Origin of the sequence: Mariniflexile gromovii (assembly GCF_017814435.1) — a bacterium.
Lineage (GTDB): Bacteria > Bacteroidota > Bacteroidia > Flavobacteriales > Flavobacteriaceae > Mariniflexile > Mariniflexile gromovii.
This window is the reverse complement of sequence record NZ_JAGJCB010000014.1, coordinates 1-26,418: the sequence shown is the minus strand read 5'-3', so window position 1 is coordinate 26,418 and position 26,418 is coordinate 1. Positions and strand designations below refer to the sequence as shown.

Here is a 26,418-nt window from a genome sequence, read left to right as displayed (position 1 = left end):
ATCGTTATTCATTTACCAGTATAGGTTTTTCCAATCAAAGTTGATTACTTCACAAGTTGGTGATACACCTTTCCATTCATTTTTATAAATACTTGTATCAATTCCGGCATTAAAGATTGGGTTGTATTCGGTTTCTTTTAAAAACTTTTGCACTTTTCTTGATGGTTCTTGGTCATAAGGATTATAACCCTTTGATTTCATTCTTAAATCAATAAATCCATCTTGTGAGCCTGAATATTTAAAAGGTGTTGAACCTTGTGGTATCAAGAATGTACCATAATCAGCAACATATTCACCAATTTCAATTGTTATAAACTCAAATTCTGAACCTTTGTATTTAAGTTCTTTTTTAAGTTCAGCATCAATACCAGTTTTAACTTTACCGAATGGGGGATTACTTATTACTTGGTCATAATGACCGAATGTTTTATAATCAAAAATGCTTGCATTAATCCAGTTAGCTTCAGGTAATAATTTTTTACCCACTTCAACATAGGTTGGATTGAGTTCAACACAAGTTACATTACAATCCTTCCAATGATAAGCAAAGAATGATAACATACCGATTCCGGCACATAAATCTATTATGTTTCTATCTTCAATAAGTTCTAATGAAAAATCTTGTGCTAATCCTTGTGGTGTAAAGAATGCACCAGCTTGTGAATTAATAGAAGTAGCTGATTCATTCCAATTATTATAAACGAAAAGTTTTTCGTCATAGGTTAGTGTTGCTTGTTGTAATAGTTCTTCAGCTTCGTTATGAAGTTTGTATTGTTGTTTAGTAAGTTTAGCCAATTCATAAGTAGGTTAGTTTTCGTTATTATTTACTGTTCAATATTGATTCAGTAATTTGAAATGAAGCTTCAAGTTTTGCTAATGCTTCATCAATTTGTTCATAGGTTATATTCATAGTTATGGGTTTGTTTAATCGCATATATATCTAAAAGTTATATTAGCTTCTTTATCATAAATATCAGGGTATCTAATATTTTTTGTTTCTTGGTTAAGGTTATTGATATTAATTAATAAACCATTTGTTGTACAATGTTCATCTTGATATTCGGAATAAAGAAATTCAGGTATAATAACTTCATCGGTTGATATATCTTTTACAGTTACATATAATTCACAATCACAATTACTATCAATTATAGATGGTTCACTGCACGCAGATAATAGGGTAATTGTTGTTATTAATAATAATAGTTTTTTCATAATGTTTACGCTTTAAGTTTTATTGAAATTGGTGCATACGTTTTGAACTTATCATTATCATTTATATTATTCCATCTGTAAGCAGTCCAATTTTTATCACCATTACTTTTTAATGGAGCATTAACGATTATTTCATAATCGTCAGCATCAATTACCATATAACTATTTTGTTCATAAGGATTACCACCAAAATTTGTTTTAAAACTTTTTGATTTAGCTTTTAAATAGAATTTTTCTAATTTCCCGATGGTATTAAAATTTACATTTACTTCAATAGTGTTATCAGTTAACGGTATTATACCGTAATCATCATTTGATATTGTACCGATATTTGAAATTGATTTAATTAATTGTTTAACTTCTTGAGGTGTTACAGTTTTTACTAATGTTTTCATAATTTCTTTGTGTTTATTTATAATAAATAGTCTGTAAAAAAGTAAAAGACCATTTTCCGGTATTTTTTTTAAATATATTTTGTTAATTATTTAACAATTTATAATAGGTGTTCATTCTCTTTGGGGTGTATATTTCCATCTCTATCAAACACCCAGTCATTACTGAATTTTTCTTCTATCTCTATCCCTTCTTTAATTTCATCTAACCAATAGGTGAAAGTATCTGTATCAAATTTTATTGTTATATCATTATTGTTTTCATCAGTTCCATTATATATAACTTCATCACATATTACCTCTACACTTTTTACGTCTTGTATTTTTTTAAATATCATTTTTACTTAACAATTATTTCCAACAGTTTTATTTTATCTCTTAGGGTTGCAGCTTTTTCATAATCTTCATTTTCTACGGCTTCAGTTAGTTTTGTTTTAAGTTCATTTAACTTTTCTAATTCAGATTTATTTACATCATTATTTTTTAAATCTGATATTCCGTATTTTTCCAATACATCAACTTTTAAATCATTTTGTACTGGAAATACTTTAGATAGTTTTAATGCTCTTAAATAGGTGTTTGAACTGTAACAATGGAAACCATTATCATCAATGGATTGGATATAAATGAAGCGTTCTTTGTTTTGGAAGTATCTGTTAGATTCTTTTACACTAAGTTTTAATTGAATAATATCACCAGCTTGCCATTGGTCATAAATTTCATCAGTTAGAATCATCATTTCAGCTTCAATATCTAATTCAGGATTCCAAAAAGTACGTTTAACATCTTTTACACTTTTGTATTCATCAATTCGAGCGCAATAGTTAATATATGGTTGGTTCAAATAGTGTTTAACTTCTTTAGCTTCACCTGTATAATCCCATAAATTAATACCAATATTAGTTATATCAATTGTGAATTCTTCATATTCAAATTTTGGTGTGTTGTTTTCTATCTTCATCTTATGCAATTTTTAATTTATTTTTCCCTTCAATTATTAAAAAATATAATTCATTTGTTGAGTATTCTTTTTGGGGTTCAATCAAACCAAGTTTACCCAATTCATATTTAATTTTATCTAAGTTATTATGATTCAATGGTAAATCAAGAATTGATATATCAACAACATTTGAAGATTTAGATTCAAAATTTATTTCTTTTTTAGGTTCTTCAATCGGTTCATTTTTGACCACCTCGGCAACTTGTTTTTTAACTTGGGTTTCTTTAATTGATTTCATATTTACGAAACCTTGAATTTCTTTAACCAAACTAACAACATCTAATTCTTCAACATATAAATAAACTTTACGTGTATTTCTATCAGATATGGTAATACCAAAATCTTTGAATTGTCCTTTTTGAAGTATTCCTTTTTTAACTAAATCATCAATATTTCTTGTTAATGTACTTTTGTCTATACCCAATTCAAATGCAAAATCACCTTGACTTTCGTAACAGAATTTTTTGTTTATTTGATAACCAATTATATAAGATATTATGTCTTTTTGGACAGCGTTAATATCTCTTCTTCTTTGTATTTTCTTAGAAGTTTTTAGAAATGTTTCTAGTGAACATTCTTTTTTTGAAGTGTTTTCTTTTTTCATAATTTATTTTTTTTCTACAATTTTTATTTCAATTTTTTGTTCTTTTCTACTTTTCAAGGGTGTAGAAGGGGGTGTTATGATTCACCCCCAGCCCTTGTAACACTTGGTTACATATATATAAATAGTATTGAATTTACCAAACGACCAATTATTTTTAATTTATTTTAAAAAATTAACAACAATTTAACACATTATTAACTTCATTTTACAGGTAAACCAATTTAAAGCAATAATAGTAAGAAAAAATCATAGTTGCAAGTTTTTTTAAATAAAAATTTGGTAGATTAAAAAAATAGTTGTAACATTGCAAATTTTTTAATTTAATTACATTTGAACCAAATAAAAGTACTCTAAATATCATTTTAAGCTATTTTAAGCTATGTTGAATTAATTTAAATACAATTTTGGTATATTATATTAACTACGTTTGTAAAAGTGTCTTAAAACGCTTTAAAATGAATATTTGATATTTTAGAGATATTGTTGTTAAAAATACCCTTTGGGAGTGTAGCGAAATCCGTGGGAACTAAGAAGGTACGTTTGAAGTGTTTTAACTTGTTTAGGGTTGAGGTATGAAAAGAATATTTCTTAAATAAATTTTATTATTCGTTTAGAATTAACTTAAACTGTACCAGTTGAAGATTTATATTTTCAAATAATTTCTTAAATAAAATTTGATATTCGTTTAGAATTAATTTGAAGTATGTTTTTATTTCAATTAGTTTTCAAAAATTTGGTATACATACGTAGTATATATTACTACTAACGTAGTTATATATTATATTTATTATTATATTTATTATTAATTTATAATATATATTAATAGAAGAAAGGTTTTTAAAATGTTAACAGGGTTAACATCTATATTTTTAAAAATCTTCAATTGAAATTCAAAATTTCCTATACTACGTAGTATATATTAATACTAACGTAATATACTATTCTTATAAATAATCTTATTTATATTCTTATTAATAGTCTTATATATTGAGAATAGGCAATATGCCTAACATAACTTATGCAATATGCCTAACATAACTTATGCAATATGCCTAACATAACTTATGCAATATGCCTAACATAACTTATAGAAATACGAAATCCGTTATTCATAGAAATACACACTTCAAATTATCAACTAAAAGTATCTTCAAATAAAAATATTTCAAATTAATTTTAATAAATATTGAACTTTTCAATATTTCGTACTATTTATTATAAATAAGGTGATGTAACCATCACCACAAAGAAAATATATATGAATAGTGAACGAAATAAATATAGATGATTATCAACCACTTATACACCTAATCATCAATCGATTTGATAAACAATATAGAAAAGAATTATTCAACGAATCTTACATCAAATTATTTGAAATCAAAAAGAAATACATACCAACCAAAGGTACTTTTGAAAGTTATGCTTTTAAGCATTTATACTACCATTGTAAGCATTATATCAAATTAAATAATCTAAACCATTCATCACTTGATGAACTTGCATATGATGAAGATAATGAAGAAACAAGAAAGGTTGATTTACTTGAATCAACTGTTAATTTAGAATCTTCAATTGAAACTAAAGATTACATACAAAAGCATTCCAAGCAGTTAACACAAATTGAAAAATTCATTCAACAAAAATATTATCAATCTGGGGTTTCTGTTAAAAATATAATAAAGGTTTATCAACCTTTTCATTTGATAAAAAGTGAAAAAACGATTAGAAAAATATTGAAGAAGTAAAGAAGTAAATGACATTATATCAACTAGTAAACAATCCAAACAACTTAACAACAATAATAAAATTAATACGAAATAAAGTAATTGTTGATTCAACCATTATACAGCACATTGCAATATATGATAGATTTTATCAACTGGATGGAACGAAAACACAACGTTATAAAATTTTAGGAATTGAAAATAATCTACATCCTAATTCAATTCAAAGAATAATAACAAGGCTTAATAAAAATGCAAGATGAAAATAACAGAATTACAGAATAGAATGATAGCCATTTCAGGTACTTTAAAAGGTGTTAAATTGTTTAAGAATGATGTAACATCAAATAATATTGAAAATCAAATTATAGGTGATTTAACTAGTTATTATGATGATTTGGATGATGTGATAGTTAATATTGAAATTGAAGATTATAAAGATAAAAGGACTTTTTATGATTGTGCAATGATTCAAATTGAAATGCTTATAATTTTTGATAAAGGTTTTGATACATCAAACATAATTCAAATCAAAAAATATCTTGAAAAAACATTTGTTGAAGAAATTTAAAAAATAAAAGACCTTTTTTGGTCTTTTTTCATTTTACATACTATTTATAAATATATAAAGAATAGTATTAACCAATTTACAAATGAATTTTAATGATTACATCAATTTAGAAACAGAAACAATTACGGGATTTTGCCAAACTAATGAAGAAATAGAAATTGAGAAAATATATAATGAAGGTTATTCAAAATTTGATTTTACTTTTATTTCCGGTAACACCAATTCACCATTTAAAATAAATGGTATATGTGAGGTTAAAACACGAAATGTTTCTTCAGATTATTACGCTGGTGGTGTTTTGATTCAATTGGACAAGTTCCAGGCCTTAATTAATACCGTTGCTAAATGCAAGAACAAAGAAGAAAATATAAATAAAGATATAAGAGCATATTATTTAGTGAGATATACCGATAAAGATTTACTTTTTGATTTAAATAACACCAAAATGGATAATATTAAATTTGAAAATTGTCCAAAACATACAGCAAGTAATGGTAATAATTTATATGAATTTAAACCGGTATTTTATTTAAATCCAAACCAAGCTATAAACTAACATATTTACCTGATTAATTAGTGACATAATTGATTTTAAACCACCTCAAAAGGGTGGTTTTCTTGTTTACAACATTCTGACGTTGCATTTTACCGATTTACCCCCATTTGTTCACATATAACATTATATGAAGGGAACAATCTACATCAATGGGGTAATTGAAAATGATTCATTTACAGACGTAATAAGACAAGTAAAAGGTTACAAAGGATTAACTGAACTTGAAGTTATTATTGATTCTGTGGGTGGTTCAGTTGAAGCTGGTCAATCTATTTTCAATTATCTAAGAAATTTAAACATACAAATTACAACAGTAGCTAAACAGGCTTATTCAATTGCAGCATCAATTTTTATGGCTGGTGATATAAGATTAGTTGAAGAAGGTGCTGATAGAGTAATGATACATTTCCCTTGGGCAAGTGTTCAGGGTGGTTCAGATGATTTAGTAATGGTTGCAAAGGAGTTAAAACAAATCGAAAACGATTTTATAAAATTCTATTCTTCATATACATCAATTGATGAAAATTCAATTGCACAACTTTTAAAAAACGAAACATTTTTAAGTGCTGATGAAGCGGTTGAAATGGGTTTTGCAACAGCAAAAAAATCTTCAATAAAGGCAGTTGCATATTATCATAATAATGAAGAAGAAAATAAAAACGAAATGACAAAAACACAAAAATTTATCAATGCGATGGAAGCAATTTTTGGTATTGATTCAGATGTAAATGGTGAAGAAAATACAATTGTAGCATTAGTAATACAAGATGCAAATGGTGAAGAAATCAATTTTACAGAATTATCTGAAGATGAACAACCAAAAGTAAGGACTGAAGAAGAAGCTGGAAGTAAAGCGGTTGATGCAGATAATAAACCAATAGAAGGTGAAAGAGTTCAAACCGATGGTTCAACGTGGGTTTTTGAAGCTGGTGAATTAGTAGAAATAAAACCAGTTGAAGAAGAGGTTGAAGAAACCATTGAAGAAGAAGTTGAAGCAAGTGCTGAAGCAACTGAAGAGGTTGAAGAAGAAATTGATTTTGAAGCATTATTAAAAATGTTAGAAACTTCAATTACTGCAAAATTCACAAAAGAAAATGATGCTTTAAAAAGTGAAATCAAAGCATTAAAAAAATTGGTAGGTAGTGAAGAAGCTACTGTTATAGCACAATTACATAATAGTAATAATACAAATAATAATAAAGCTTCAAATTATTTAAGAGGCTAAAAAAAGAGTTAAATATTAATTTAAAATGGCATACGATGTATCAAACTTTTCAGACTTTATTTCAAGAGAAAATAAAGCATTAACAAAGACCTTATTTACTGGTGGTGACACTGGAAAATTCGCTTTACATATGGCGAATGTAAAAGGTTCAACTTCTGTACCACACGTTAGCGGTGCAGCAACACTTCAAGCTGGTAACTGTGCTTCACCTTCAGGTGATGCTGTTATTGATGAAGTTGTATTAACTGTGAAACCATTCACGGTTTTTGAATCATTTTGTTCAGATGATTTACAAACAAAATTACCTAATACTGTATTAGCACCGGGTTCAAATAATGGTGATATTTTACCATTTGAAGAAGAAATAGTTAAGACTAAAGTAGCTTCAATTGCTGAAACATTAGAATTAACTTACTGGCAAGGTGATACTGCAAGTGGTGCAACTTACCAATTATTTGATGGTTTCATCAAAAAAATTGATGCAGAATCAAATGTAATAGATGGTAATACTTCAAGTGCAACTGCAATTACTAAAACTATTGTAAAAGAACTTATAGAAGATATGAGAACTGCTGCACCAGCAAAAGTAAAAAGAAGTAAAGAGTACGTAACCTTAGTAGGTGATGATGTATTTGATATGTACATATCAAAAGAAAAAGCAGATAATTTATATCATTACAAACCTGAACACGATAACGGTGTTTACGAAATCGGTGGTGGTCACGGTAAATTAATTAGAGTTTATGGATTAAACGGTACTGATAGAATGTTTGCATCAGTAGGTTCAAACTTTATAGTAGGTTCAGATGTAATTTCTGAAACTGAAACTATTGAAGTTTTCTATGATAAAACATTAGATAAAGTAATGTTGAGAACTAAAGGTAAAGCTGGTGTTCAAATCCAAAATGCAGACGAAATAGTAGAATTTACATTATCAGCTTAATAACTATTAACTGATAACAAATAATAAATATATGGGGTGAAGCAATTCACCCCCATATAAAAGAAAATATAAAAATTAAAATGGCTTGTAATAATAAATTAACAGATGATATACTTCAAAGTTGTGATGATTTACCTAGAAAAGGTTTAAAAGGTTCTAGTGCTGTAATCATAAACTATGATGATATTGATTTTACATCAACTACTTCATCAGGTGCAACTGTATCATCTTTAACACTTCAATCAGGAAAAACTGGTTACAAATTAGAGTGGTTCAAAGAACTTGGTAACGCAGGTGCTGTTTATGCACCAAATAGTGAAGATATAGATGGTTTTACAGCATCATTTGCCTCAAGATTAACAACCAATTCAACTGAAAATTCAGAGCGTGCAAACGAGATTAAAAACGGTTTATTCGTGATGGTTGTAAGAACCAAATATGTTGGTAATGATGGTTTAGACGAATTTAAAATCTATGGTTTTGAAAACGGTTTAAGACTTTCAGAAATGACACATAACACAAATGAAAATAGTGCTGGTTTTGCATTCACTTTAAGTACTGAAGAAGGTGCGGTTGAGCAATATCCATACTATACATTTCTTGAAACTGATTATGCAACAAGTAAAGCTAGTTATGATGCTTTATTTGCAGAAGCATAAAATAAGATTAACACATAATTTAAAAACAATAATAATTGGCTGATAGGGTAACACCAATTCAGCCTTTATTTGATTCTAATATTAAAAATGACAATACAAGAAGTTCTTTCATCAAATGATTCAAAAATTTTAAAGGCTAATATAAAAATATTGGCAAAAGATTATAAAGAAAAATTAAAAGGTACTGTTTGTTTGAATTGTCCTAGTGATATACAATTTATGATTAATCGACTTAAAAAAAAATATAAAATGACAAATTTTCAATTAAGAAAACCTCACGTTATCTACAAGTTAGAAAAGGGTGGTTCAGAAACAATATCAAATGATAAAATGACTGATGAATTAGCTTTAAGATTCTTAAAGATTAAAAATGAAAGAATTGATTTGTTTTCAAAATATCCGGAAAACTGGATTGAATTACTTGGTGAAGATAACAATGAAGATAATGTTGATGAAAAAGTTAATGAAGTTGTTAAAGAAACTTCTAAAAAACCTTGTGCTACTTGTAAGGACAAAAAAATAAGTGAAGCAAAAAATGCTACACCAAAAAGAACCTACAAAAAAAGAGGTTCTACCAAAAAGTAAGAACCTTAAATGAAACTATATAATGAAATTAAACATAATATATTATCTGTAAAAGTTGATAAAAGAAATGATGTTTATACTGCCGGAATAGATAATTTATTTCCAAATCTTGTTGAAACTTTAATTAATATTTCAGTTACTTCAAAAATATGTGTTGATAAAGTAGCTAAAAGTATATATGGTAAATCTTTTGGTAAAATTGGTAAAACTATTGTTAATAAAGATGGTCAAACACTTAATGAAGTTTTAAGAATTGCTTCAAGGGAATATGCAAAGCATAATAATTTATTTATCCACGTTGGTTATAATTTATTATTTGAAATTACTTCAATTAAAGTAATTCCTTTTACACAAGTAAGAATAGGTAAGCAAGATGATTTAGGTTATAGTGGTAAATACATTATTGCAGATTGGGAAAACAAACCAAAAGCAGATTCATTTAAAATTTATAATAGATATAATCCTATTGAATCAGTAATTCAATCACAGATTGAAAACGCTGGTGATATTAGAAATTATAAAGGACAAATTCTACATCTTTCAAAGTATTCAAATTCTGTTTATTCACTTACTGATTTGAACACAGTACTTAATGAAGCATTATCAGAAAATAATTATCAATTATTTCGTGTTAATGGTGGTGAAAAGGGGTTTCAAAACACAAAATTAATAGTTGTACAGCCTTTTGCGAATGATGATGATAGAAGAGGGTTCTTAAACAAATTAAAGGACTTAGAAGGTGCTGAAAATAGTGGTAATATTTTACTGTTAGAATCATCAAATATGACTGATGATTTAGGTAGTCAAATTAAATTGGATGATTTGACAAGTGAATTCAATGATACATTATTTGAATATAGTGAAGCACAGTCTGAAAAGAACATTTGTAAGGCTTTTGGAGTGCCTTTAATGTTAGTCAATTCTAGTGATAATGGTTTGTTTGGTAATTCAGGTGAATTAATAAAACAAGGTAAACTTCAACTATGGGAATCTAGGGAAGAAGAACGTGACCAATTAGAAGAAGTTTTTCAAAACTTGATGAAGAAATTCCATAAACCAATAGATAGTGATTTAAAGATAATATCACCATTTGAACAAATAACAACTGAATCTAAACCTATTTTAAATGAGTAATATAATCACAGCACAAGAATTTGCAACTTATAGAGATGTAGGTAAAAAATTAGATACCAATAAAATTGATGAATGCATTAAGCAAGCACAAACGATTGATTTATATGATGTTTTGAATGATTTTTATTTTGATTTAATTGAAAATATAGATAATGAAGAATATGCTGATTTATTAAGTGGTTCAACATTTACAGTTAAGGGTCAATCATATATTCAAGCTGGTTTAAATAGCTTATTAGCTGATTATACATATAACAGATATATGTATTCAGTTAATACCAATTTAACCCCATTTGGGGCTGTTACAAAGCTTTCAAATGATTCACAACCTATTGATAGGAATCTATTAAAAGACATCAGCAAACAAACTCAAATTGATGCTTCAATCAAGTTTCAAATGATTGATAAATATCTTAAAAATAATAGTTCAAGATTTCCAAGATATTCAACCGGAAATAATGAAAACATTAATACTGGCAGTCAAAGATTCACAGTAATCAAATAACAATAACCACTAACACACTTATTAAAAAATGATTGAAAAAATAACAGATAATGTATCTGAAATTTATGAGATAATAAAATATATAGGCTATTGTATAGCTGCAATAACAATATGGTACAAAGATTTGATTTTAGCCAAACTTGGAATAAAGAAAGAAGAAAACGAGGTAGAAAAAACTTCATTGAATAATCTTCAACAAAATATGGACTTGTATCAAGAATTGGTTGATGATTTGGATGCTAGATATAAAACTAGAATAGAACGTTTACAAGCTGAATTTGATGAAAGTTTTGGAAGGTTGCAATCGGAATTAAACAATTTAAAAGAGGTTAACAATCAGCTTAATACATTAATAGAAAAGCAAAAAAAGACAATTCAAAAATACGTTGATAAATACGGTGAATTGGTGTAATAATAGTAAAGTAAAAAGAGTATGAACTTAAATGATTACAATAAATACAGTAAATGACAAATATTTTACATTAAACAGCATTCAATATGCTAGAATATACCAACCTTTAAAACAAGGTAATACTGCTATTGGTATATATAATATAAATGACACCAAACAACAATTATTAAGTGGTACAGCTTATGATGAATTTATTATTGATGGTGCTACCTATGATACACAAGAAGATACAATTGAAGCATTATTAAATGTAATATTTGATTTTGTTATTCCATCATCAGTATCAACACAATTTTCAGAAATTGAATCAAATATTGATAATATAAATTCTTTAAAACTAAATAAAGGAAGTTATAATGGAACAGCACAAGATTTAAAAAATAGTATTGATTCAATAAATTTTGAAGGTGTTAAAACATATCAAACTTTAACAGGTTTAACATCATCAATTGGTGCTACTGTTAATGATTCAGCGATAGTTGCAAATGATTCAACAGCTACCAATAATGGTTATTACGGTTTTACTGAATCAGGTTGGATAAAAAATTCCGATTTATACGAAAATGAAGTTTTATCTGATTCAATATCAAAAGGTGTTACTGGTTCAGCTGTTGCAAATTACACCGAAAAAGAACTTTTAAAAAATAATAACATTCCGTTAAAAGAAAATATTCTTGAAAATTATTTTCCTTTAGCGAACATTTTGGGAGGTACTGAGGAAATTTCAAACAACCCTTATTCTGAAGGTACTGCAATAAAAGTTTTATCAGGTTCAGCTGGAAATCCAGCCTATTGTTTTAGTATTAACGAATTTCAACCAAATATTTTAAGTGAAGGTGAAACAGTTGTATTGGAATTTGTAATTGAATCAAACAACGAAATTAATCTCACCAACTTCACGAGTGGTTTAAGAGCGATAAAAGAAGATACAACTTTTGTAACGATTGCAGCTACCAAAGTTGTGAAATTGTCTAGTAATAGAATTAGCTTTCTTTTTGAAAGGGTTGTTGATGTGTTAGATTACACTTATTCAGCTTTTTATCAATTAATTACTGATGGTGGTATATTTGATTCTGACACAACAATTAAAACCGTTTCTGCATTTTTCTACAAAAAAGACGAAGGTTCGGTGCAATTTAGAACCACAAAAGATGTGATTTTAAAAACAGTTTCAGAAGAAGGTGATTTAAAACCTAATTTATTTTACAAAAAAGGTTCAATGATTGCTTATGGTGATTCGCAAACAGAAGGTTTTAATTTTTCTGGAAACGCATACACATCGGGTAGTTATTTGCTCGAAGAATACAAGTGGATTTATTTGTTTGCAAACAGTTACAATAAAAATCTATCTTATTTAAACAGGGCAGTTGGTGGTAGTAGAATTTCGTGGGCTGGTAACAATCCGTCAAGGCTTTCACACGAAGAACAATCCCACTTTAATAAAATGGGTAATTTATTACCAAATTGGTCGGGCATAGTGGTGACAATGTTGGGGTGGAATAATATAGGTCATACATACACTGATGAAACAGAAAAGGCTGCTTTTTTTGAAGTTATGAAAAGTGCACAAATGGCTTGTATAGCTAGACTTTTAATTGACGACTACGGTGGTGTAGCTTTTGTTGGGTGGAATTCGGTTTCAGAAACAGGTGCTCACTCTTGGTCAACAAACGGTGCAAACGGTAATGAAGATAGTGCAATAGCAACATTAACTTCAGAATTCGTCCCTTTTAGATATACTGATGTGTCTAGTTTAAGCGCAAGGTATTACACCAAATTAAATGATGGGAACTTTTGTCAATTCACTTTAAGTAATAAAAGGGCTTGTGGTTTATTTTTTGAAACATCAATTAATGGTGGTGAATTTGAAGTACTTGTTAACGGTACTGTTTACGGAACTTACACATCACAATTCACTGGTGCGAATGGTTATAGTGATGATTATTATCCTTTTGTTATTTGGGTTGAAAATTTACCTCCAAATGCAATAATAAGGGTTAATCAAATTAGTACAGGAACTAAAGTTGTTAGGTTTCTTGCTTTTGGATTTGTTGAAAAAGATAGTATTAATCTAAAAAACAAAACTTTACTAATTGGTTCTGTTTGTGGTAATAATTATTCAAGAAATTCAGAAACAATTTATAAAATGTGGTTAGGTACAAAAGAAGCAGTTGGTTGTTTTTCGGAATATAAAGACAGTTTAAAATTTGTTGATGTTGCAAGAAATTGGGTTGGGTACACTGACCAAGAACCAAATGATTTAAGTCATTTAACACCAACGGGTAATATACACGTTGCTGAAGCTTTTGATAAAAATGCTAAAAATCCAGAGTTGAGTTATAGTAATAAAATGATTAAACTTTAATTAAAAGATTATATCAAAAAATAATTAGGTACTAATTGATGGTACACAATGAAAGAGTTAACAAAAATGTAAAATGAAGACTTCAGATAACGGTATTTCATTAATCCATAAATATGAACAGTTCAGAAACCACCCTTATATATGCCCGGCTGGAAAACCTACAATAGGCTGGGGTAATACATATTATGAAGATGGTTCAAAAGTAACAATGCAAGACCCACCAATAACAAGAAAAAGAGGTGATGAATTATTTAATTACATTCTAAGAAAGACTGAAAATGAAGTGAAAAAATATGTTACAAGTGATATTAATCAAAATCAATTTTCAGCACTTGTTTCATTTACTTATAACGTAGGTATAGATAATTTTAAAATTAGCACCCTTTTAAAGAAAGTTAATAATAATCAAAATGATTTTGAAGCTATTGAATATGAATTTAAAAGATGGAATAAGGGAACGGTTAAAGGTAAGAAAGTAGTATTAAAAGGATTAATCAAAAGAAGAAATGAAGAAGCGTATTTATATGTTTTACCGATTGAATAACGGAATGTTTAACTAATAAATTAATGAGTGAAGAAAAGGAACTAAAATTTAGTAAAAATGAAAAAGTAAGGGTATGGATGTTGAAGATGAAAGAAGTACTTCAAGATGAAAATACTACACTTTTAAGTGATAAAGATATATTCTATTTAGTTAATGATTTGGTTGGTAAAAACTTTAGAATATCAATGAGTTATTTTGAATTCTTAAAATCACCAAATCAAGATAATAAAAGGTCAATTTCAAATCTTCAATATTTGACCGATGAAGAAAAAGAAGATTTTATAAATACTCTCAATGTTGGACGTGTTAAGCAGAAAATGAACTTAACAGCAAAGGCATTCGATGATGATAAAAAGAATGCATACCCATATTTATGGGCATTAGAGCGTAAAAATTCACATCTTCAATTAAAACAAAATCATTTGTCAATTGGTAATGGAAATATCACACTTCAAATTGAAGGTTCTGATAAAAACATTATTGATTTAGTTGATATTGATTATGAAGAAGTACAAGAAGAAAAACTATTAATAACGAAAAAAGGTAAAGATGATGATATAAGTGAAACTAACAGCAGCATTTAATAAAATAGCTAAAATAAAGGCTAGAACAAGAATTATACAAGGTGCTGGTGGTTCAAGTAAAACTTATTCAATACTTCAATATCTTATAATTCTATGTACTAAATCAAAGAAACCATTAACAATATCAATTGTAAGTGAATCATTTCCACATCTAAGAAGGGGTGCAGCAAAAGATTTGATAGATATACTTATTGAAAATGATTTATACGATGAAAAAAGCCATAATAAAACCAATAATAGTTATAAACTAAATGGTTGTACAATTGAATGGTTTGGTGTTGAAGATGGTGGTAAATTAAGAGGTGCAAGAAGGGATATTTTATTTGTTAATGAAGCAAATAATATTAATCGTGAAGCTTTTACACAATTATCAATCAGAACTAAACAGTTCATTTTTCTTGATTATAATCCATCACATTTATCTTGGATTAGGGAGTATATAAAAGAAGATAAATCAAACTTTGTTAAGCTTACATATTTAGATAATGAATATTTATCAAAGAATGTAATTCAAGAATATAAAGATGCTATAATAAAAGCTGAAAGTGGTTCAAGTTATTGGAAAAACTTTGTAGCTGTTTATGTTTATGGTGAAGAAGGTCAAGTTGATGGTACAATTTATTCATATAATTTAATTGAAGATATACCTGATGATTGTAAATATATAGGTGCTGGTTTAGATTTTGGGTTTAATGACCCAAACGCATTAGTGAAAGTTTACCAAAAAGGTTTAAAAGATTTAATTATTGATGAATCACTTTATAAAAGTGGATTGTTAAACAATCAAATTGTAAATCATATTAAATCAGATGATGAACTAAAGCAAAACATTATTGTTTGTGATTCTGCAAGACCTGAAATTATAGCTGAATTACGTAATAAAACTATTCCGGCAAAAGCGGTTAAAAAAGGTGCTGGTTCAATTTTAGATGGTATTTCAATTCTTCAAGAATTTAATCTTTATGTAACCAAAAGAAGTGAGAATTTAATTTTTGAATTAAATAATTATACGTGGGAAAAAGATAATAATGGTGAAAAGTTAAATACACCTATTGATAAACATAATCACTTGTTAGATGCTGTTAGGTACTTTGCAATGGATAGATTATCAACAAAAAATAATAATTACAATACTTTAAAATGGGTTTCATAAATGGAAACAATAACCAATTATAAATTAAAAGATTTTTTCAATCAAGATTTACAATTGATAGAAGATTATGTAAATCTATTGCAACACCTTAAACCAATATCTACTAATGTAAGATTAACCGATTTAACACTTAGACAAGTTGAAACAATAAAGAAAACAATCAATGATGAAAATGAATTAATCAATATTATTTCAATTGTTCAAGGTATCACAATTGAAGAGGTATTAGAACTGGATATAATTACATTTTTTCCATTAATAAAAGATGTTCAAATTCAATTAGAATCACTAGTGAATAAAGAAATAAATCATTTATCACCAAAGCATTCAGATGCAAGATTTGAAATGATTGATGGTTCAAAAAGATTAGAAAAATTTGGTGTGTATAATGCTGTTAATTCACTTGCAAATGGTGATATATTAAAATTTAATTCAATACTAGATTTACCATATAATGAAGTATTTGTGAAAATGTATCTCGATACAACAATTGCAGACATACAACACGAAATAAATAAAATGAAGCCGATTAATAACTAATAAAAACTATGTATGAAACATTTAAAAATATTGCAACAATTAATGATTGGGAATTTGATTATTCAAGACACGATTTCCAAAATCTTTATGATTCAGATGAATTGACAAAAATTCATTTAATGGTTGACCCAATTAAAATAGTAACCAATTTTGATGAATATGGTTCAAAAGAAAGTACAGATTATTCAGGTTCTTTTATGTTAGTGAAATCATCAGATATTGATGAAGATTATAATACACATTATCAAAACTATATCAAACCAATCATAAATACTTCAACCGATATTATTGCAGATTATATTAAATGTGATACAGATTTCAGTATTGATTCTTGGTCAACAATTGAAGTAATAAATGTACTTGATTATAATTTTTCAGGTGTTATTGTTAATTATTCTATATCATCTAATGACTAAAAATAATCAAACATATAATGATGTAATTAAAACTGAAATTGAAGCTATTATAAGCGATATAATAAAGGTTTATAATGATAGTGGCAAAAGAACTTTAGGTGAGTTTGAAAATGGTTTAGAAGCTGTTTATGGGGATAATAAAGCAACACTTTTAGGTTATGTTTATTTAGATGGTAGACAAGCTGGAAAACAACCACCAGTAGAAGCCATAAAGAAATGGATTGAACAAAAAGGAATCAAACCATTAAGTGATAAAATGAGTGTTTCCGGTTTAGCGTGGGCAATAGCAAAAAAGATAGCTAAAAGCGGTACAAATAAGGAAAATCATTTAAAGATATATGAAGAAGTAATTACACCTGAAAGAATAAATGAAATAATAAATAAAGTATCTGTTTTCAATGCAAATCAATTTGTAAATGAAATAGAAGCTTCATTAGAAATACTAGCAAAAAACAAGTAACAAATGGCAATAACATTTTCAAAAGAAATAAATGGTATATATCCAGCTTTTAATGATTCATATATCAATTTCACATCAAGTTTATCAAATACAATTAGTGCTGAAATAGAGGTTGAACCATTTTCATTTCCATTTAAAATATTTCCAGATTTGGATGGTAATTATCAATTCAATTTAAAAGAATTGGCAAAGGTTAATATTAATCAAAACGGGTTTGAAGATACTAATGAAATTCCAATAGGATATTTTCAAATTTTAAATGATAGAATAATTCAACTACCAATAAATATAACTGTATCATCTTCAACAGAATCAGAATCGATTTCAAAGAATTATGAATTTATAAAATCGGTAAAACAAGTAGGTGAACCATTATTTTCAAATGATACACAAATACTTTCTAAATCTAATAATGGTATAGATTATAGTTTAACACATTTTGAAGGTTTTCCATTCTTTTTTGAAATACAAAAAGTTGATGCTGATGAAGTAATTAATATTAAAAATAAATCAACTGGTGATGATGTTTCATTTACAGCTTCAACAAGTGGTACTTCAAGAATATGGATTGATAAAACAAATGAGAATACAACATCATCAAACTTATTACCATTAACTGATACAGTAAATAAATTAACTATTTATAATAATGGAGCATTTAAAACCAATTTAATTTTAAAGAAAGTACCATCAAAATGTGGTGTATATCTTAAATGGTTTAATAATGATGGTGGCTATAATTTTTATTTATTCGATGAATATTATAAAGAAACAATAAAATCTAAAAGTATTGGTGAAGTAACTAGAAATGAGTTTAAGAATGTAAATGAAACACCAAATTCATTTTCATATTCAATAGGTAAAGAAGTTACCAAAGATTTAAGACTAAAAGCAAATGTAAGTAATGATGAAATATTTTATATAAAAGATATGCTTGCATCACCATCAATACAATTATATACTAGTCAAACACCGTTTGTTACTGGTCAATGGATAACTGTAAATGTTGAAGGTACAATTGATGAAAAAACTAAGAAGAACATCAATGAAGTTATAATAAATATTGAATTACCAATTCAATATACTATGACATATTAATGAATGATACAAGAAGAATTATTAATTGAAAACCAAAGGGTTGATATAGATGGAGAAGGTAAAATACAAAGAACCTTAACCCTAAATTCATTAGGTAGTATTACTGCAAAACAATCAAGTTATAGTAATACAATCAAATTACCAAAGACTGCAAATAATATAAAAATATTTGATGGTTTAAGTATCAATGGAAATACTTCAAATAAACCTTATGAACGTTTAGTATGTTCTTATTTATATAATTCAATACCAGTGTTTTTAAATGGTTATGCAATCATTGATAAGGTTACACAGGATGCTTTTGAAATTACAATTTATAATGGGGTAATTGAACTTGCTGAAATATTAAAAGATAAATTATTAAATGATTTAGACTTTACAGAATTATCACATTCATTAACTGTAAACAAGTATCAAGAAGTAATTAATGATGATTCATCACCATTTACCTATTCAATACCAATGGATATGGTTAATAGAAATCCTGATGATAAAAATTATGAACCATTTGGTGGAACTGGGTTTACAGATGTTTACTATCTAAATGAGTTGCAACCATTGGTGAAACACGAATTTATTTTCAATAAAATATTTGAAGAAGCTGGTTATATTGTTGAAGGTGATTTATTTGATGATACATTATTATATGATAATTTCAAAACTGAATACTCACCAATTACAACTGGTCAAATAATTATTACACCAACTGGTGATACAAGCACAACTATCAGTAAATCAAGTGATGTTTTATCAGTTAATCAAACAGAAAATTTTGTATTTTCAAGGGAAGATGTTATTGATGGTTTAATTGGTAGTGGTAATACAGAATTAACATTTAACGATACTGGTTTTACTTGTCATTTTACCGGAATACTTGAAATGACAATTTCACCTGATTTTAATTTCTCATATGCAGAAAATAAAAAAATAAACTATACACAAAACGGTGTAGAATATTTGCTTAGGGTTATTTTAGGTGATACTGATACAGGTACAAGTGCATTCAAAAAAAGAATAAATGTTTCATCAGGTGATACAATATCATTTTCAATATATGCTGAAAGTGAAACAAGTGGTTTAAATGAAAAGATTGAATACACTTATGGTTTTGATTGTGATTTTGAAGCATACACAAATCTAGATAGTTTAATTGATGGGAATCTAATAAAGCTTGGTAAAACAAAGCAACTTGATTTTATAAAAGATGTAGCAAATAGATATGGATTATTGATTAATAAAAACCCAAATGAAAATAAGATTGTGGTTAAAAACATTAATAATCTATTGAATAGTAAAACTACTGCAATTGATTATTCAACTAAACTAATCAATGTAAAAGAAGAAACTTTTACAATTAATTATGGTCAAAGAAATACTTTAGAATGGAAATATCTAAAAACAAATGAAGAAACTGATTATAGTGGTTTTGCTGATGATTATTTTAACCTATCAAATAAAATAGCAACATCAGAAGTATCTTTTTATACATCACTATTTGAAACCTTTAATAAATCTACTACCATTATAGATAATTTTGGTATAGATTATAATTATCACATTACTTATCCATTATTAACTATTGAATATATAGATGATGGTGTTGATAATATTGCAGATATACCATATTATGAAGCTAATGAAAATGCTTTAATGTTATGTAGATTATTTAAATCTGATTTTAAAATAGATTATGATTTAGGTTTCAAAAACCCACCAGTTTTAGTTGATAATGAAATTAATGAATACTTCATTTATCCACAAAGACCTTTAGAATTTAGTGAAATGTTAGATAACTACTATTCAAGTTTCATTAATTTACTAGGCAGGTATAAAGCTATTACCGTTAATTTCAATCTGAACTTATTGGATATACACCTATTCGATTTTTACAAATTGATTTACCTAAAACAAACAGGTAAATATTATTACGTAAACAAACTAAAATATAATGTTGCTTCACCAATTACTGAAGCCGAACTGGTAGAAATACCATTTTAATAACGGTTAACAAGATTAACCACAATACCCAAATACTATTATGACTAATGCCAAAACAAATTGCCATTGCGGAACTTAAAATTGATAATAAACAATTATTATCATCACTACAAGCAACAAAAAAAAGTATTGAAGAATTATCTGCTACACAAAAAACATTAAAAGATAATAATGATACTACATCACAATCATTCATTCAGAATGAAGCTAGTTTAAAATCATTAAAACAAGAATATAATGCACAAGTAAAGGTTTTACAAAGTGTTACTAGTGCAAATAAGAATCTTAATTCTGAACTTGATAAGGAAATCAAAGGTGTTGATGAAGCTAAAGCAAATAATGCAGCCTTAATCAAAATACGTAATCAAGTTAATGCAACTACTGATGAAGGTGCTAAACAAATTACCGCAATCAATAAAAAAATTGATGAAAATAATAAGGTAATCAATACCAATAGTTCAGTACTTGAAAAACAAAAACAACAAATAGGTGATTATGGAAAAGGATTAGTGGCAACCAATCCAATTTTATCACAAATGAGTACAACCCTTACAGCAGTTAGGGATGGTTTAATTGCAAAAAATGCTGCAATGAAAGCTTCGGAAACTGCAACCGGTGGTGCTTCAAAAGCTTTAAGGGTATTTAAACTAGCTTTAGTATCAACTGGTATTGGTGCAATCGTGGTTGTACTTGGTTCATTAATATCTTATTTATCTACAACACAAGCGGGAATTGATAAAGTAACATCTGTTACTAGACCATTACAAGCAATATTTCAATCATTAATAGGTGTTCTTCAAACAGTAGGTGAAAAGTTATTCAATGCCTTTAGTAATCCCAAACAAGCTTTAACTGATTTAGTAGATGGTATTAAAAATAACCTAATGAATCGTTTAAAAGCATTTGGTATAATCCTAGATGGTATAATCAATTTGGATTTTAAAAAAGTAGGTGAGGGGTTCTTGCAAGCTGGTACTGGTGTTGTGGATTTAACCGGTAAAATAAAAAATGCCGGAAAAGAAACTTCTAAGTTCTTTAAAGAAGCTGCTGCAAAAGGTAAAGAAATTGATGATTTAACAAAGAGTATTGAAAAATCAGAAAATGATTTAATACTTACTAGAGCCAAAGCATTAAAGCAAATCAAAGAACAAGAATTAACAGCAAAGGATGCAAGTAAATCAATAGCTGAAAGAAATAAGGCAGCACAAAAAGCAATTGAAATATCAAATAAATTAAGTGCCGATGAATTAGCAATCATCGATAAGAAAATCAAAAGAAAAGAAATTGAAAATTCCTTAAATGATACTTCAAGAGAAGATGAAAAAGCTTTAAACGAATTAATTGCATCAAGGGATAAATCACAAGAAGAAGCCAATTCAAGGGAACTTTCATTTCTAGGTGAAATTGCTTCAGCAAGAAATGCAGCCATTGCAAAAACCGAAGCCTTACAAAAAGAAAATGCTGAAAAAGAATCTTTAAGATTAAAAAAATTAAGTGAAGAAAAAATTGAAGCAGCACAGTTTGAATTAAACGAATACATAAGAAATAATTATTCAAAACTTGATAACGATAAATTCTTTTCAGATGAATCATTAAAGATTGAACAAAAAAGATTAGATGATTTAGCACAAAAACAAAAAGACTTTGCCAAAACCCAACTTGATGAAGGTGTTATATCTAAACAACAATATGATGAAGCTATTGCAGTAATCGATGATGAAAACTATAAGGCTAAAGAAGAAAATGTAAAAGCTAGAAAAGAAGCACAAAAAGAAGCTGATGCAATTGATTTAGAAAATAGGTTAGCAATTGAAGAAGAAAATTTTGCTAATGCATTTGAATTAGAAAGTGAAAGATTAGAGCAACAAAGATTAAGAGATGTTGAAGAAGCTGAAAAAACAGGTGCAAATGTTACATTAATAAATGAAAAGTATGCACAACAACAAAAACTTATTCAAGAACAATTGGAAGCTGCAAGACTTGCAACAGTTAGTGATACCCTTGGTCAAGTATCACAACTATTGGGTGAAAATACTGCTGCTGGTAAAGCTGCTGGTATTGCACAAGCAACCATAAATACATACCAAGGTGTTACTGAAGTTTGGAAAGCACCAAGTATATTACCTGAACCATTTAATACAGCAACTAAGGTTGCCGGAACAGCCGTAACTTTAGGAAGTGGTTTAGCATCGGTTAAAAAAATTGCTGGTGTTAAGACACCTAAAGCAGAAAGGGGTACTTTATTAAGAGGTGCAAGACATTCACAAGGTGGTATTCCTATTGAAGCAGAAGATGGTGAAGCAATCATTAATAGAAGAAGTACAGCAATGTTTTTACCATTATTATCACAAATGAATCAAGCAGGTGGTGGTGTTCCATTAATGGCAAATGGGGGTATTGCTGGTTCAATTAAATCACCAGCTTCAAACCTAATAGATTACAATCAAATTGCATTGGCAGTATCAAACCTACCAGCACCAATTGTATCAGTTGAAGAAATAACAAGTGTGAATAATAGAGTTAGTGTAATTGAAAACAATTCTATTTTCTAAAAATTCGTTAATAACTAATAATTAAACCTATCTGAAAATGATGGGTTTTTTTATATTTTTATTTTATGTACGAAAAGAAGAAAAAGGAATATAATTATAATAATGATTACACTAGTAATTACACTAGTAATAAATTAAAATATGATACTAGGTTTGCTTTATTCAATTCAGGGATTGGTAAACTATTTTTGTGGATTTTTATAATATCAGTTATTGTTCTTATTATATATGAAAAGTTATTAAAATAATGGGGGTATTAGTTAGAATAGAAACAATAGTTGAAAATGTTCTTGAACATCATCAAGAATTTAGTGATGAACACCAAGATTATATTGATAAAGTAATTGCCACTTTTGAAGATAAGTTAAAAGATTATTTAACTTATAATATTAATGGTTTTCATCAAATAAATGCAAAGTTTGAAGTAAATCCAATAACAATGAAATTCAAATTAGTTTATTGTGATTCACCTTTTAGTTTTCATATTAATAATGCCTTATCAAGTGAATTAAAAATATATAATTAATTATGAGTTTAGAATTAGAGTTTGATGATGTTAAGAAACTAAGAAAATCATTATTGGTTGCATCAGTAGTTGGTATATTTTTAGCCAAATTGGTAAAGTATTCAAAAGAAGATACTACTATTGATTTTTTGGGTTTTTCATTACCTATTGGTGATGCTACTTTTTTACCAAATTATATTGGTTATTTGATTATATTTTTCATTATTGCTTTAATTATTAGATATAGTAATGATACATTTAAAAAGGAATATGAAAAAACAATTAAGATAATTTCAAATGAAAGAATTTCACCATATGAAGTTGGTTTTAATACAGAAGTGCAATTAGCTAGAAATAGACTTTTACAAGATTTTAATGATAAGATTAAATTAAAAGCAAATGTTTCTAAAGTTTCTGTTTTCATTTTAGACATAATTTTTCCAATTGTTTTAGGTATTGCAACCTTAATAATAATTTTCTTTAAACTTTAACATTTGCTTTAATCCCTTATAAACACTACGAAAAAGGTCGCCTATACATTTAGTAAAGCTAAAGAAGCCGCCATTGTTAACGATTTGGAAGTTTACGGTATTGATAATATCAAGCAGGTTATTGATTATTTTGATAAAGGTGAACCTTTAGAACAAACCATTGTAAATACCCGTGAAGAATTCGAGAAAAACCTAGATTTTCCCGAACACGATTTCTCCGATGTCAAAGGGCAAGAAGGTATCAAGCGTTGTATGGAAATTGCAGCAGCAGGTGGGCATAACATTATTTTAATTGGCCCACCCGGAGCAGGAAAAACCATGTTAGCCAAACGTTTACCAAGCATTTTACCACCCATGACGCTTCATGAAGCTTTGGAAACTACCAAAATACACTCCGTAGTAGGACGTGTAAAAGATACAGGGTTAATGGCGCAACGGCCTTTTAGAAGCCCACACCATACGATATCAAATGTGGCGCTTGTTGGTGGAGGTAGTTTTCCGCAACCGGGAGAGATTTCCTTATCACATAACGGTGTCTTGTTTTTAGATGAATTGCCTGAATTTAAGCGCGATGTATTGGAGGTTTTGCGGCAACCGTTGGAAGATAGAGAAGTCACTATTTCGCGAGCAAAGTTTACCGTTACCTATCCAAGTAGTTTTATGTTGGTAGCGAGTATGAACCCAAGTCCGGGTGGCTATTTTAACGATCCCAATGCGCCCGTAACCTCAAGTCCTGCAGAAATGCAACGGTATTTAAGTAAAATTTCTGGACCATTATTGGATAGGATTGATATCCATATAGAAGTAACACCAGTGCCTTTTGAAAAGCTTTCGGAAGATAGAAAAGGCGAAACCTCGGTAGATATTAGAAAACGGGTAACGAAAGCTAGGGAAATTCAAACCGCACGTTTTAAAGAAAGTGATACGGTGCATTACAATGCCCAAATGAGCACCAAACAAATTAGAAAATATTGCGTGTTGGATGAGGTTTCAAAACAACTCTTAAAAACCGCTATGGAACGTTTGAATTTATCGGCACGTGCTTACGACAGAATTTTGAAAGTTTCCAGAACCATCGCAGATTTAGAAGGTGTTGAAGAAGTAAATGGTTCGCATATTAGTGAGGCCATTCAATACAGAAGTTTGGATAGAGAAGGGTGGTTGGGCTAAAATTCCTGCGAAAGCAGGAATCTGATAACCAAAACAAATTTTTAATTTTAAACCTATGGAAGCAAAAACAATAGACGAAGTTATAGTGTTGTTGGAAGACATCATCCAAACATCCTGTGATGAGGAAAGTACAATTGGTTATTTTGCTGCCTTGTATCAAAAGGTAACCATAGCTGTTAAGGAAAAACTAAACACCAATTATTTTGATGACGATGCGCGTATGGAGCAATTGGATATCATATTCGCAAATCGTTACATTGTAGCATATTATAATTACAAACTGGGTAAAAAAAACACTAAATCTTGGGAAGTTGCTTTTGAACTTTCAAAAAATAACGATTTGATAGTGCTTCAGCATTTAATACTTGGTATGAATGCACATATAAATTTAGATTTAGGCATCGCGGCAACGGAGGTGTCTGATGCATCAAGTATACAACATCTGCAAGCCGACTTTTATAAAATTAATGATTTACTGGCTTCTTTGGTGGATGATGTTAAAAATGATTTGTCCATGATTTGGAGACCTTTGGTCTGGATACTAAAACGTGTAAAAAAGATAGATAATTTTTTGATAAATTTTAGCATGGGTATAGCTAGGGACGGTGCATGGAAATTTGCAAACGAATTGGTTTTGGAAAAAGAAAACTTTAACGAAGCACAATGCACTGCGCTACGGGATGATAAAATAGCCATTTTATCTGAACAAATATTATGCAAAGGAACTTTGGAGCGCATTCTATTTAAAATTATTAAGCTTACGGAATGGGGCTCTGTTTCTCATAAAATTGGTTTTTTGAGGAAAAAATTATGAAGAATTTTGAAAGCTGTTGTTTAACTTGCTTAAGCATTTCTTAAAAAAGAATATTTGACGCCACGAGCGGGACGCTCGCGGTCAATGTCATTAAGTTAAGAGAATGTCATATGCTATCTTTTTGGTTTTTAGTTATTTTAGGTTTGATTCTAGTTCTGTATTTTCCTGAATCTCGTTCAAAAGAGCGATTTGGCCTTATG

General features: G+C 28.2%; 30 protein-coding genes. 24 read left to right on the top strand and 6 right to left on the bottom strand.

What is annotated here, in order from left to right:
• Nucleotides 1-12: 12 nt before the first annotated feature.
• The 6 genes from J8H85_RS13560 to J8H85_RS13535 form a co-directional block, all read right to left on the bottom strand.
• The gene (locus tag J8H85_RS13560; protein WP_209655755.1) at nucleotides 13-795 is read right to left on the bottom strand and encodes a methyltransferase; all 783 of its coding nucleotides are present in this window, start codon (nucleotides 793-795) and stop codon (nucleotides 13-15) included.
• Nucleotides 796-924: 129 nt separating this feature from the next.
• On the bottom strand, nucleotides 925-1,215 hold the full coding sequence (locus J8H85_RS13555) for a hypothetical protein (RefSeq protein WP_209655754.1): 291 nt from the start codon (nucleotides 1,213-1,215) through the stop codon (nucleotides 925-927).
• A 5-nt stretch (nucleotides 1,216-1,220) separates the two neighbouring features.
• Nucleotides 1,221-1,610 carry a hypothetical protein gene (locus tag J8H85_RS13550; RefSeq protein ID WP_209655753.1) on the bottom strand — a complete coding sequence of 130 codons (390 nt, stop codon included), beginning with the start codon at nucleotides 1,608-1,610 and terminating at the stop codon, nucleotides 1,221-1,223.
• A 98-nt stretch (nucleotides 1,611-1,708) separates the two neighbouring features.
• Nucleotides 1,709-1,945: a hypothetical protein gene (locus J8H85_RS13545; protein ID WP_209655752.1), complete on the bottom strand. Its 237-nt coding sequence runs from the start codon at nucleotides 1,943-1,945 to the stop codon at nucleotides 1,709-1,711.
• A 2-nt stretch (nucleotides 1,946-1,947) separates the two neighbouring features.
• On the bottom strand, nucleotides 1,948-2,568 hold the full coding sequence (locus J8H85_RS13540; RefSeq protein ID WP_209655751.1) for a UvrB/UvrC motif-containing protein: 621 nt from the start codon (nucleotides 2,566-2,568) through the stop codon (nucleotides 1,948-1,950).
• A 1-nt stretch (nucleotide 2,569) separates the two neighbouring features.
• Nucleotides 2,570-3,211, bottom strand: a complete 642-nt coding sequence (locus tag J8H85_RS13535) for a MarR family transcriptional regulator (protein WP_209655750.1) — start codon at nucleotides 3,209-3,211, stop codon at nucleotides 2,570-2,572.
• Between the two features lie 1,265 nt (nucleotides 3,212-4,476).
• Here J8H85_RS13535 and J8H85_RS13530 point away from each other — a divergent pair.
• From J8H85_RS13530 to J8H85_RS13415, 24 genes are all read left to right on the top strand, one after another.
• Complete coding sequence (locus J8H85_RS13530) at nucleotides 4,477-4,959, top strand: sigma-70 family RNA polymerase sigma factor (protein ID WP_209655749.1); 483 nt, start codon at nucleotides 4,477-4,479, stop codon at nucleotides 4,957-4,959.
• 238 nt (nucleotides 4,960-5,197) lie between these two features.
• Nucleotides 5,198-5,509, top strand: coding sequence for a hypothetical protein (locus J8H85_RS13525; RefSeq protein ID WP_209655748.1), 312 nt, complete (start codon nucleotides 5,198-5,200; stop codon nucleotides 5,507-5,509).
• Between the two features lie 82 nt (nucleotides 5,510-5,591).
• On the top strand, nucleotides 5,592-6,065 hold the full coding sequence (locus J8H85_RS13520) for a hypothetical protein (RefSeq protein ID WP_209655747.1): 474 nt from the start codon (nucleotides 5,592-5,594) through the stop codon (nucleotides 6,063-6,065).
• 127 nt (nucleotides 6,066-6,192) lie between these two features.
• The gene (locus J8H85_RS13515; protein ID WP_209655746.1) at nucleotides 6,193-7,290 is read left to right on the top strand and encodes a Clp protease ClpP; all 1,098 of its coding nucleotides are present in this window, start codon (nucleotides 6,193-6,195) and stop codon (nucleotides 7,288-7,290) included.
• Between the two features lie 25 nt (nucleotides 7,291-7,315).
• Complete coding sequence (locus tag J8H85_RS13510) at nucleotides 7,316-8,233, top strand: hypothetical protein (protein WP_209655745.1); 918 nt, start codon at nucleotides 7,316-7,318, stop codon at nucleotides 8,231-8,233.
• 80 nt (nucleotides 8,234-8,313) lie between these two features.
• Nucleotides 8,314-8,892: a hypothetical protein gene (locus tag J8H85_RS13505; RefSeq protein WP_209655744.1), complete on the top strand. Its 579-nt coding sequence runs from the start codon at nucleotides 8,314-8,316 to the stop codon at nucleotides 8,890-8,892.
• An 87-nt stretch (nucleotides 8,893-8,979) separates the two neighbouring features.
• Nucleotides 8,980-9,477, top strand: a complete 498-nt coding sequence (locus J8H85_RS13500) for a hypothetical protein (RefSeq protein ID WP_209655743.1) — start codon at nucleotides 8,980-8,982, stop codon at nucleotides 9,475-9,477.
• Between the two features lie 9 nt (nucleotides 9,478-9,486).
• Nucleotides 9,487-10,611: a phage portal family protein gene (locus J8H85_RS13495; RefSeq protein WP_209655742.1), complete on the top strand. Its 1,125-nt coding sequence runs from the start codon at nucleotides 9,487-9,489 to the stop codon at nucleotides 10,609-10,611.
• On the top strand, nucleotides 10,604-11,116 hold the full coding sequence (locus J8H85_RS13490) for a DUF6712 family protein (protein WP_209655741.1): 513 nt from the start codon (nucleotides 10,604-10,606) through the stop codon (nucleotides 11,114-11,116). The genes J8H85_RS13495 and J8H85_RS13490 overlap by 8 nt, the downstream gene beginning before the upstream one ends.
• A 28-nt stretch (nucleotides 11,117-11,144) precedes the next feature.
• Nucleotides 11,145-11,528, top strand: a complete 384-nt coding sequence (locus J8H85_RS13485) for a hypothetical protein (RefSeq protein ID WP_209655740.1) — start codon at nucleotides 11,145-11,147, stop codon at nucleotides 11,526-11,528.
• Nucleotides 11,529-11,559: 31 nt separating this feature from the next.
• Nucleotides 11,560-13,893 (top strand): hypothetical protein, encoded by a 2,334-nt coding sequence (locus J8H85_RS13480; RefSeq protein WP_209655739.1) that lies wholly within the window; start codon nucleotides 11,560-11,562, stop codon nucleotides 13,891-13,893.
• Nucleotides 13,894-13,966: 73 nt separating this feature from the next.
• Nucleotides 13,967-14,437, top strand: a complete 471-nt coding sequence (locus J8H85_RS13475; protein WP_209655738.1) for a lysozyme — start codon at nucleotides 13,967-13,969, stop codon at nucleotides 14,435-14,437.
• A gap of 23 nt (nucleotides 14,438-14,460) precedes the next feature.
• Nucleotides 14,461-15,021 (top strand): hypothetical protein, encoded by a 561-nt coding sequence (locus J8H85_RS13470; RefSeq protein WP_209655737.1) that lies wholly within the window; start codon nucleotides 14,461-14,463, stop codon nucleotides 15,019-15,021.
• On the top strand, nucleotides 14,999-16,174 hold the full coding sequence (locus tag J8H85_RS13465) for a PBSX family phage terminase large subunit (RefSeq protein ID WP_209655736.1): 1,176 nt from the start codon (nucleotides 14,999-15,001) through the stop codon (nucleotides 16,172-16,174). Before J8H85_RS13470 ends, J8H85_RS13465 begins: the two co-directional genes overlap by 23 nt.
• Nucleotides 16,175-16,714 (top strand): hypothetical protein, encoded by a 540-nt coding sequence (locus J8H85_RS13460; RefSeq protein WP_209655735.1) that lies wholly within the window; start codon nucleotides 16,175-16,177, stop codon nucleotides 16,712-16,714. It begins immediately after the preceding gene.
• 119 nt (nucleotides 16,715-16,833) lie between these two features.
• On the top strand, nucleotides 16,834-17,130 hold the full coding sequence (locus J8H85_RS13455) for a hypothetical protein (RefSeq protein WP_209655734.1): 297 nt from the start codon (nucleotides 16,834-16,836) through the stop codon (nucleotides 17,128-17,130).
• Entirely contained in the window at nucleotides 17,123-17,590 is a 468-nt protein-coding gene (locus J8H85_RS13450) for a hypothetical protein (RefSeq protein WP_209655733.1), read from the top strand. Before J8H85_RS13455 ends, J8H85_RS13450 begins: the two co-directional genes overlap by 8 nt.
• A gap of 3 nt (nucleotides 17,591-17,593) precedes the next feature.
• Nucleotides 17,594-18,688 (top strand): hypothetical protein, encoded by a 1,095-nt coding sequence (locus J8H85_RS13445; RefSeq protein WP_209655732.1) that lies wholly within the window; start codon nucleotides 17,594-17,596, stop codon nucleotides 18,686-18,688.
• A gap of 3 nt (nucleotides 18,689-18,691) precedes the next feature.
• The gene (locus J8H85_RS13440; RefSeq protein ID WP_209655731.1) at nucleotides 18,692-20,686 is read left to right on the top strand and encodes a hypothetical protein; all 1,995 of its coding nucleotides are present in this window, start codon (nucleotides 18,692-18,694) and stop codon (nucleotides 20,684-20,686) included.
• 47 nt (nucleotides 20,687-20,733) lie between these two features.
• A complete protein-coding gene (locus tag J8H85_RS13435) occupies nucleotides 20,734-23,238 on the top strand; it encodes a hypothetical protein (RefSeq protein WP_209655730.1) in 2,505 nt (834 codons plus the stop codon).
• 247 nt (nucleotides 23,239-23,485) lie between these two features.
• The gene (locus tag J8H85_RS13430; RefSeq protein WP_209655729.1) at nucleotides 23,486-23,764 is read left to right on the top strand and encodes a hypothetical protein; all 279 of its coding nucleotides are present in this window, start codon (nucleotides 23,486-23,488) and stop codon (nucleotides 23,762-23,764) included.
• A gap of 2 nt (nucleotides 23,765-23,766) precedes the next feature.
• Nucleotides 23,767-24,234: a hypothetical protein gene (locus J8H85_RS13425; protein WP_209655728.1), complete on the top strand. Its 468-nt coding sequence runs from the start codon at nucleotides 23,767-23,769 to the stop codon at nucleotides 24,232-24,234.
• 18 nt (nucleotides 24,235-24,252) lie between these two features.
• Nucleotides 24,253-25,404 carry a YifB family Mg chelatase-like AAA ATPase gene (locus tag J8H85_RS13420; RefSeq protein ID WP_317195007.1) on the top strand — a complete coding sequence of 384 codons (1,152 nt, stop codon included), beginning with the start codon at nucleotides 24,253-24,255 and terminating at the stop codon, nucleotides 25,402-25,404.
• Nucleotides 25,405-25,459: 55 nt separating this feature from the next.
• Complete coding sequence (locus J8H85_RS13415) at nucleotides 25,460-26,218, top strand: DUF5995 family protein (RefSeq protein ID WP_209655727.1); 759 nt, start codon at nucleotides 25,460-25,462, stop codon at nucleotides 26,216-26,218.
• Nucleotides 26,219-26,418: the final 200 nt, after the last annotated feature.

Bases quoted from the DNA above. Each gene is read 5' to 3' on its own strand.
- J8H85_RS13555 (WP_209655754.1), bottom strand. From the start codon at position 1,215: ATGAAAAAACTATTATTATTAATAACAACAATTACCCTATTATCTGCG.
- J8H85_RS13550 (WP_209655753.1), bottom strand. From the start codon at position 1,610: ATGAAAACATTAGTAAAAACTGTAACACCTCAAGAAGTTAAACAATTA.
- J8H85_RS13545 (WP_209655752.1), bottom strand. From the start codon at position 1,945: ATGATATTTAAAAAAATACAAGACGTAAAAAGTGTAGAGGTAATATGT.
- J8H85_RS13540 (WP_209655751.1), bottom strand. From the start codon at position 2,568: ATGAAGATAGAAAACAACACACCAAAATTTGAATATGAAGAATTCACA.
- J8H85_RS13535 (WP_209655750.1), bottom strand. From the start codon at position 3,211: ATGAAAAAAGAAAACACTTCAAAAAAAGAATGTTCACTAGAAACATTT.
- J8H85_RS13525 (WP_209655748.1), top strand. From the start codon at position 5,198: ATGAAAATAACAGAATTACAGAATAGAATGATAGCCATTTCAGGTACT.
- J8H85_RS13520 (WP_209655747.1), top strand. From the start codon at position 5,592: ATGAATTTTAATGATTACATCAATTTAGAAACAGAAACAATTACGGGA.
- J8H85_RS13515 (WP_209655746.1), top strand. From the start codon at position 6,193: ATGAAGGGAACAATCTACATCAATGGGGTAATTGAAAATGATTCATTT.
- J8H85_RS13510 (WP_209655745.1), top strand. From the start codon at position 7,316: ATGGCATACGATGTATCAAACTTTTCAGACTTTATTTCAAGAGAAAAT.
- J8H85_RS13505 (WP_209655744.1), top strand. From the start codon at position 8,314: ATGGCTTGTAATAATAAATTAACAGATGATATACTTCAAAGTTGTGAT.
- J8H85_RS13500 (WP_209655743.1), top strand. From the start codon at position 8,980: ATGACAATACAAGAAGTTCTTTCATCAAATGATTCAAAAATTTTAAAG.
- J8H85_RS13495 (WP_209655742.1), top strand. From the start codon at position 9,487: ATGAAACTATATAATGAAATTAAACATAATATATTATCTGTAAAAGTT.
- J8H85_RS13490 (WP_209655741.1), top strand. From the start codon at position 10,604: ATGAGTAATATAATCACAGCACAAGAATTTGCAACTTATAGAGATGTA.
- J8H85_RS13485 (WP_209655740.1), top strand. From the start codon at position 11,145: ATGATTGAAAAAATAACAGATAATGTATCTGAAATTTATGAGATAATA.
- J8H85_RS13480 (WP_209655739.1), top strand. From the start codon at position 11,560: ATGATTACAATAAATACAGTAAATGACAAATATTTTACATTAAACAGC.
- J8H85_RS13475 (WP_209655738.1), top strand. From the start codon at position 13,967: ATGAAGACTTCAGATAACGGTATTTCATTAATCCATAAATATGAACAG.
- J8H85_RS13470 (WP_209655737.1), top strand. From the start codon at position 14,461: ATGAGTGAAGAAAAGGAACTAAAATTTAGTAAAAATGAAAAAGTAAGG.
- J8H85_RS13460 (WP_209655735.1), top strand. From the start codon at position 16,175: ATGGAAACAATAACCAATTATAAATTAAAAGATTTTTTCAATCAAGAT.
- J8H85_RS13455 (WP_209655734.1), top strand. From the start codon at position 16,834: ATGGTTGACCCAATTAAAATAGTAACCAATTTTGATGAATATGGTTCA.
- J8H85_RS13450 (WP_209655733.1), top strand. From the start codon at position 17,123: ATGACTAAAAATAATCAAACATATAATGATGTAATTAAAACTGAAATT.
- J8H85_RS13445 (WP_209655732.1), top strand. From the start codon at position 17,594: ATGGCAATAACATTTTCAAAAGAAATAAATGGTATATATCCAGCTTTT.
- J8H85_RS13440 (WP_209655731.1), top strand. From the start codon at position 18,692: ATGATACAAGAAGAATTATTAATTGAAAACCAAAGGGTTGATATAGAT.
- J8H85_RS13435 (WP_209655730.1), top strand. From the start codon at position 20,734: ATGCCAAAACAAATTGCCATTGCGGAACTTAAAATTGATAATAAACAA.
- J8H85_RS13430 (WP_209655729.1), top strand. From the start codon at position 23,486: ATGGGGGTATTAGTTAGAATAGAAACAATAGTTGAAAATGTTCTTGAA.
- J8H85_RS13425 (WP_209655728.1), top strand. From the start codon at position 23,767: ATGAGTTTAGAATTAGAGTTTGATGATGTTAAGAAACTAAGAAAATCA.
- J8H85_RS13415 (WP_209655727.1), top strand. From the start codon at position 25,460: ATGGAAGCAAAAACAATAGACGAAGTTATAGTGTTGTTGGAAGACATC.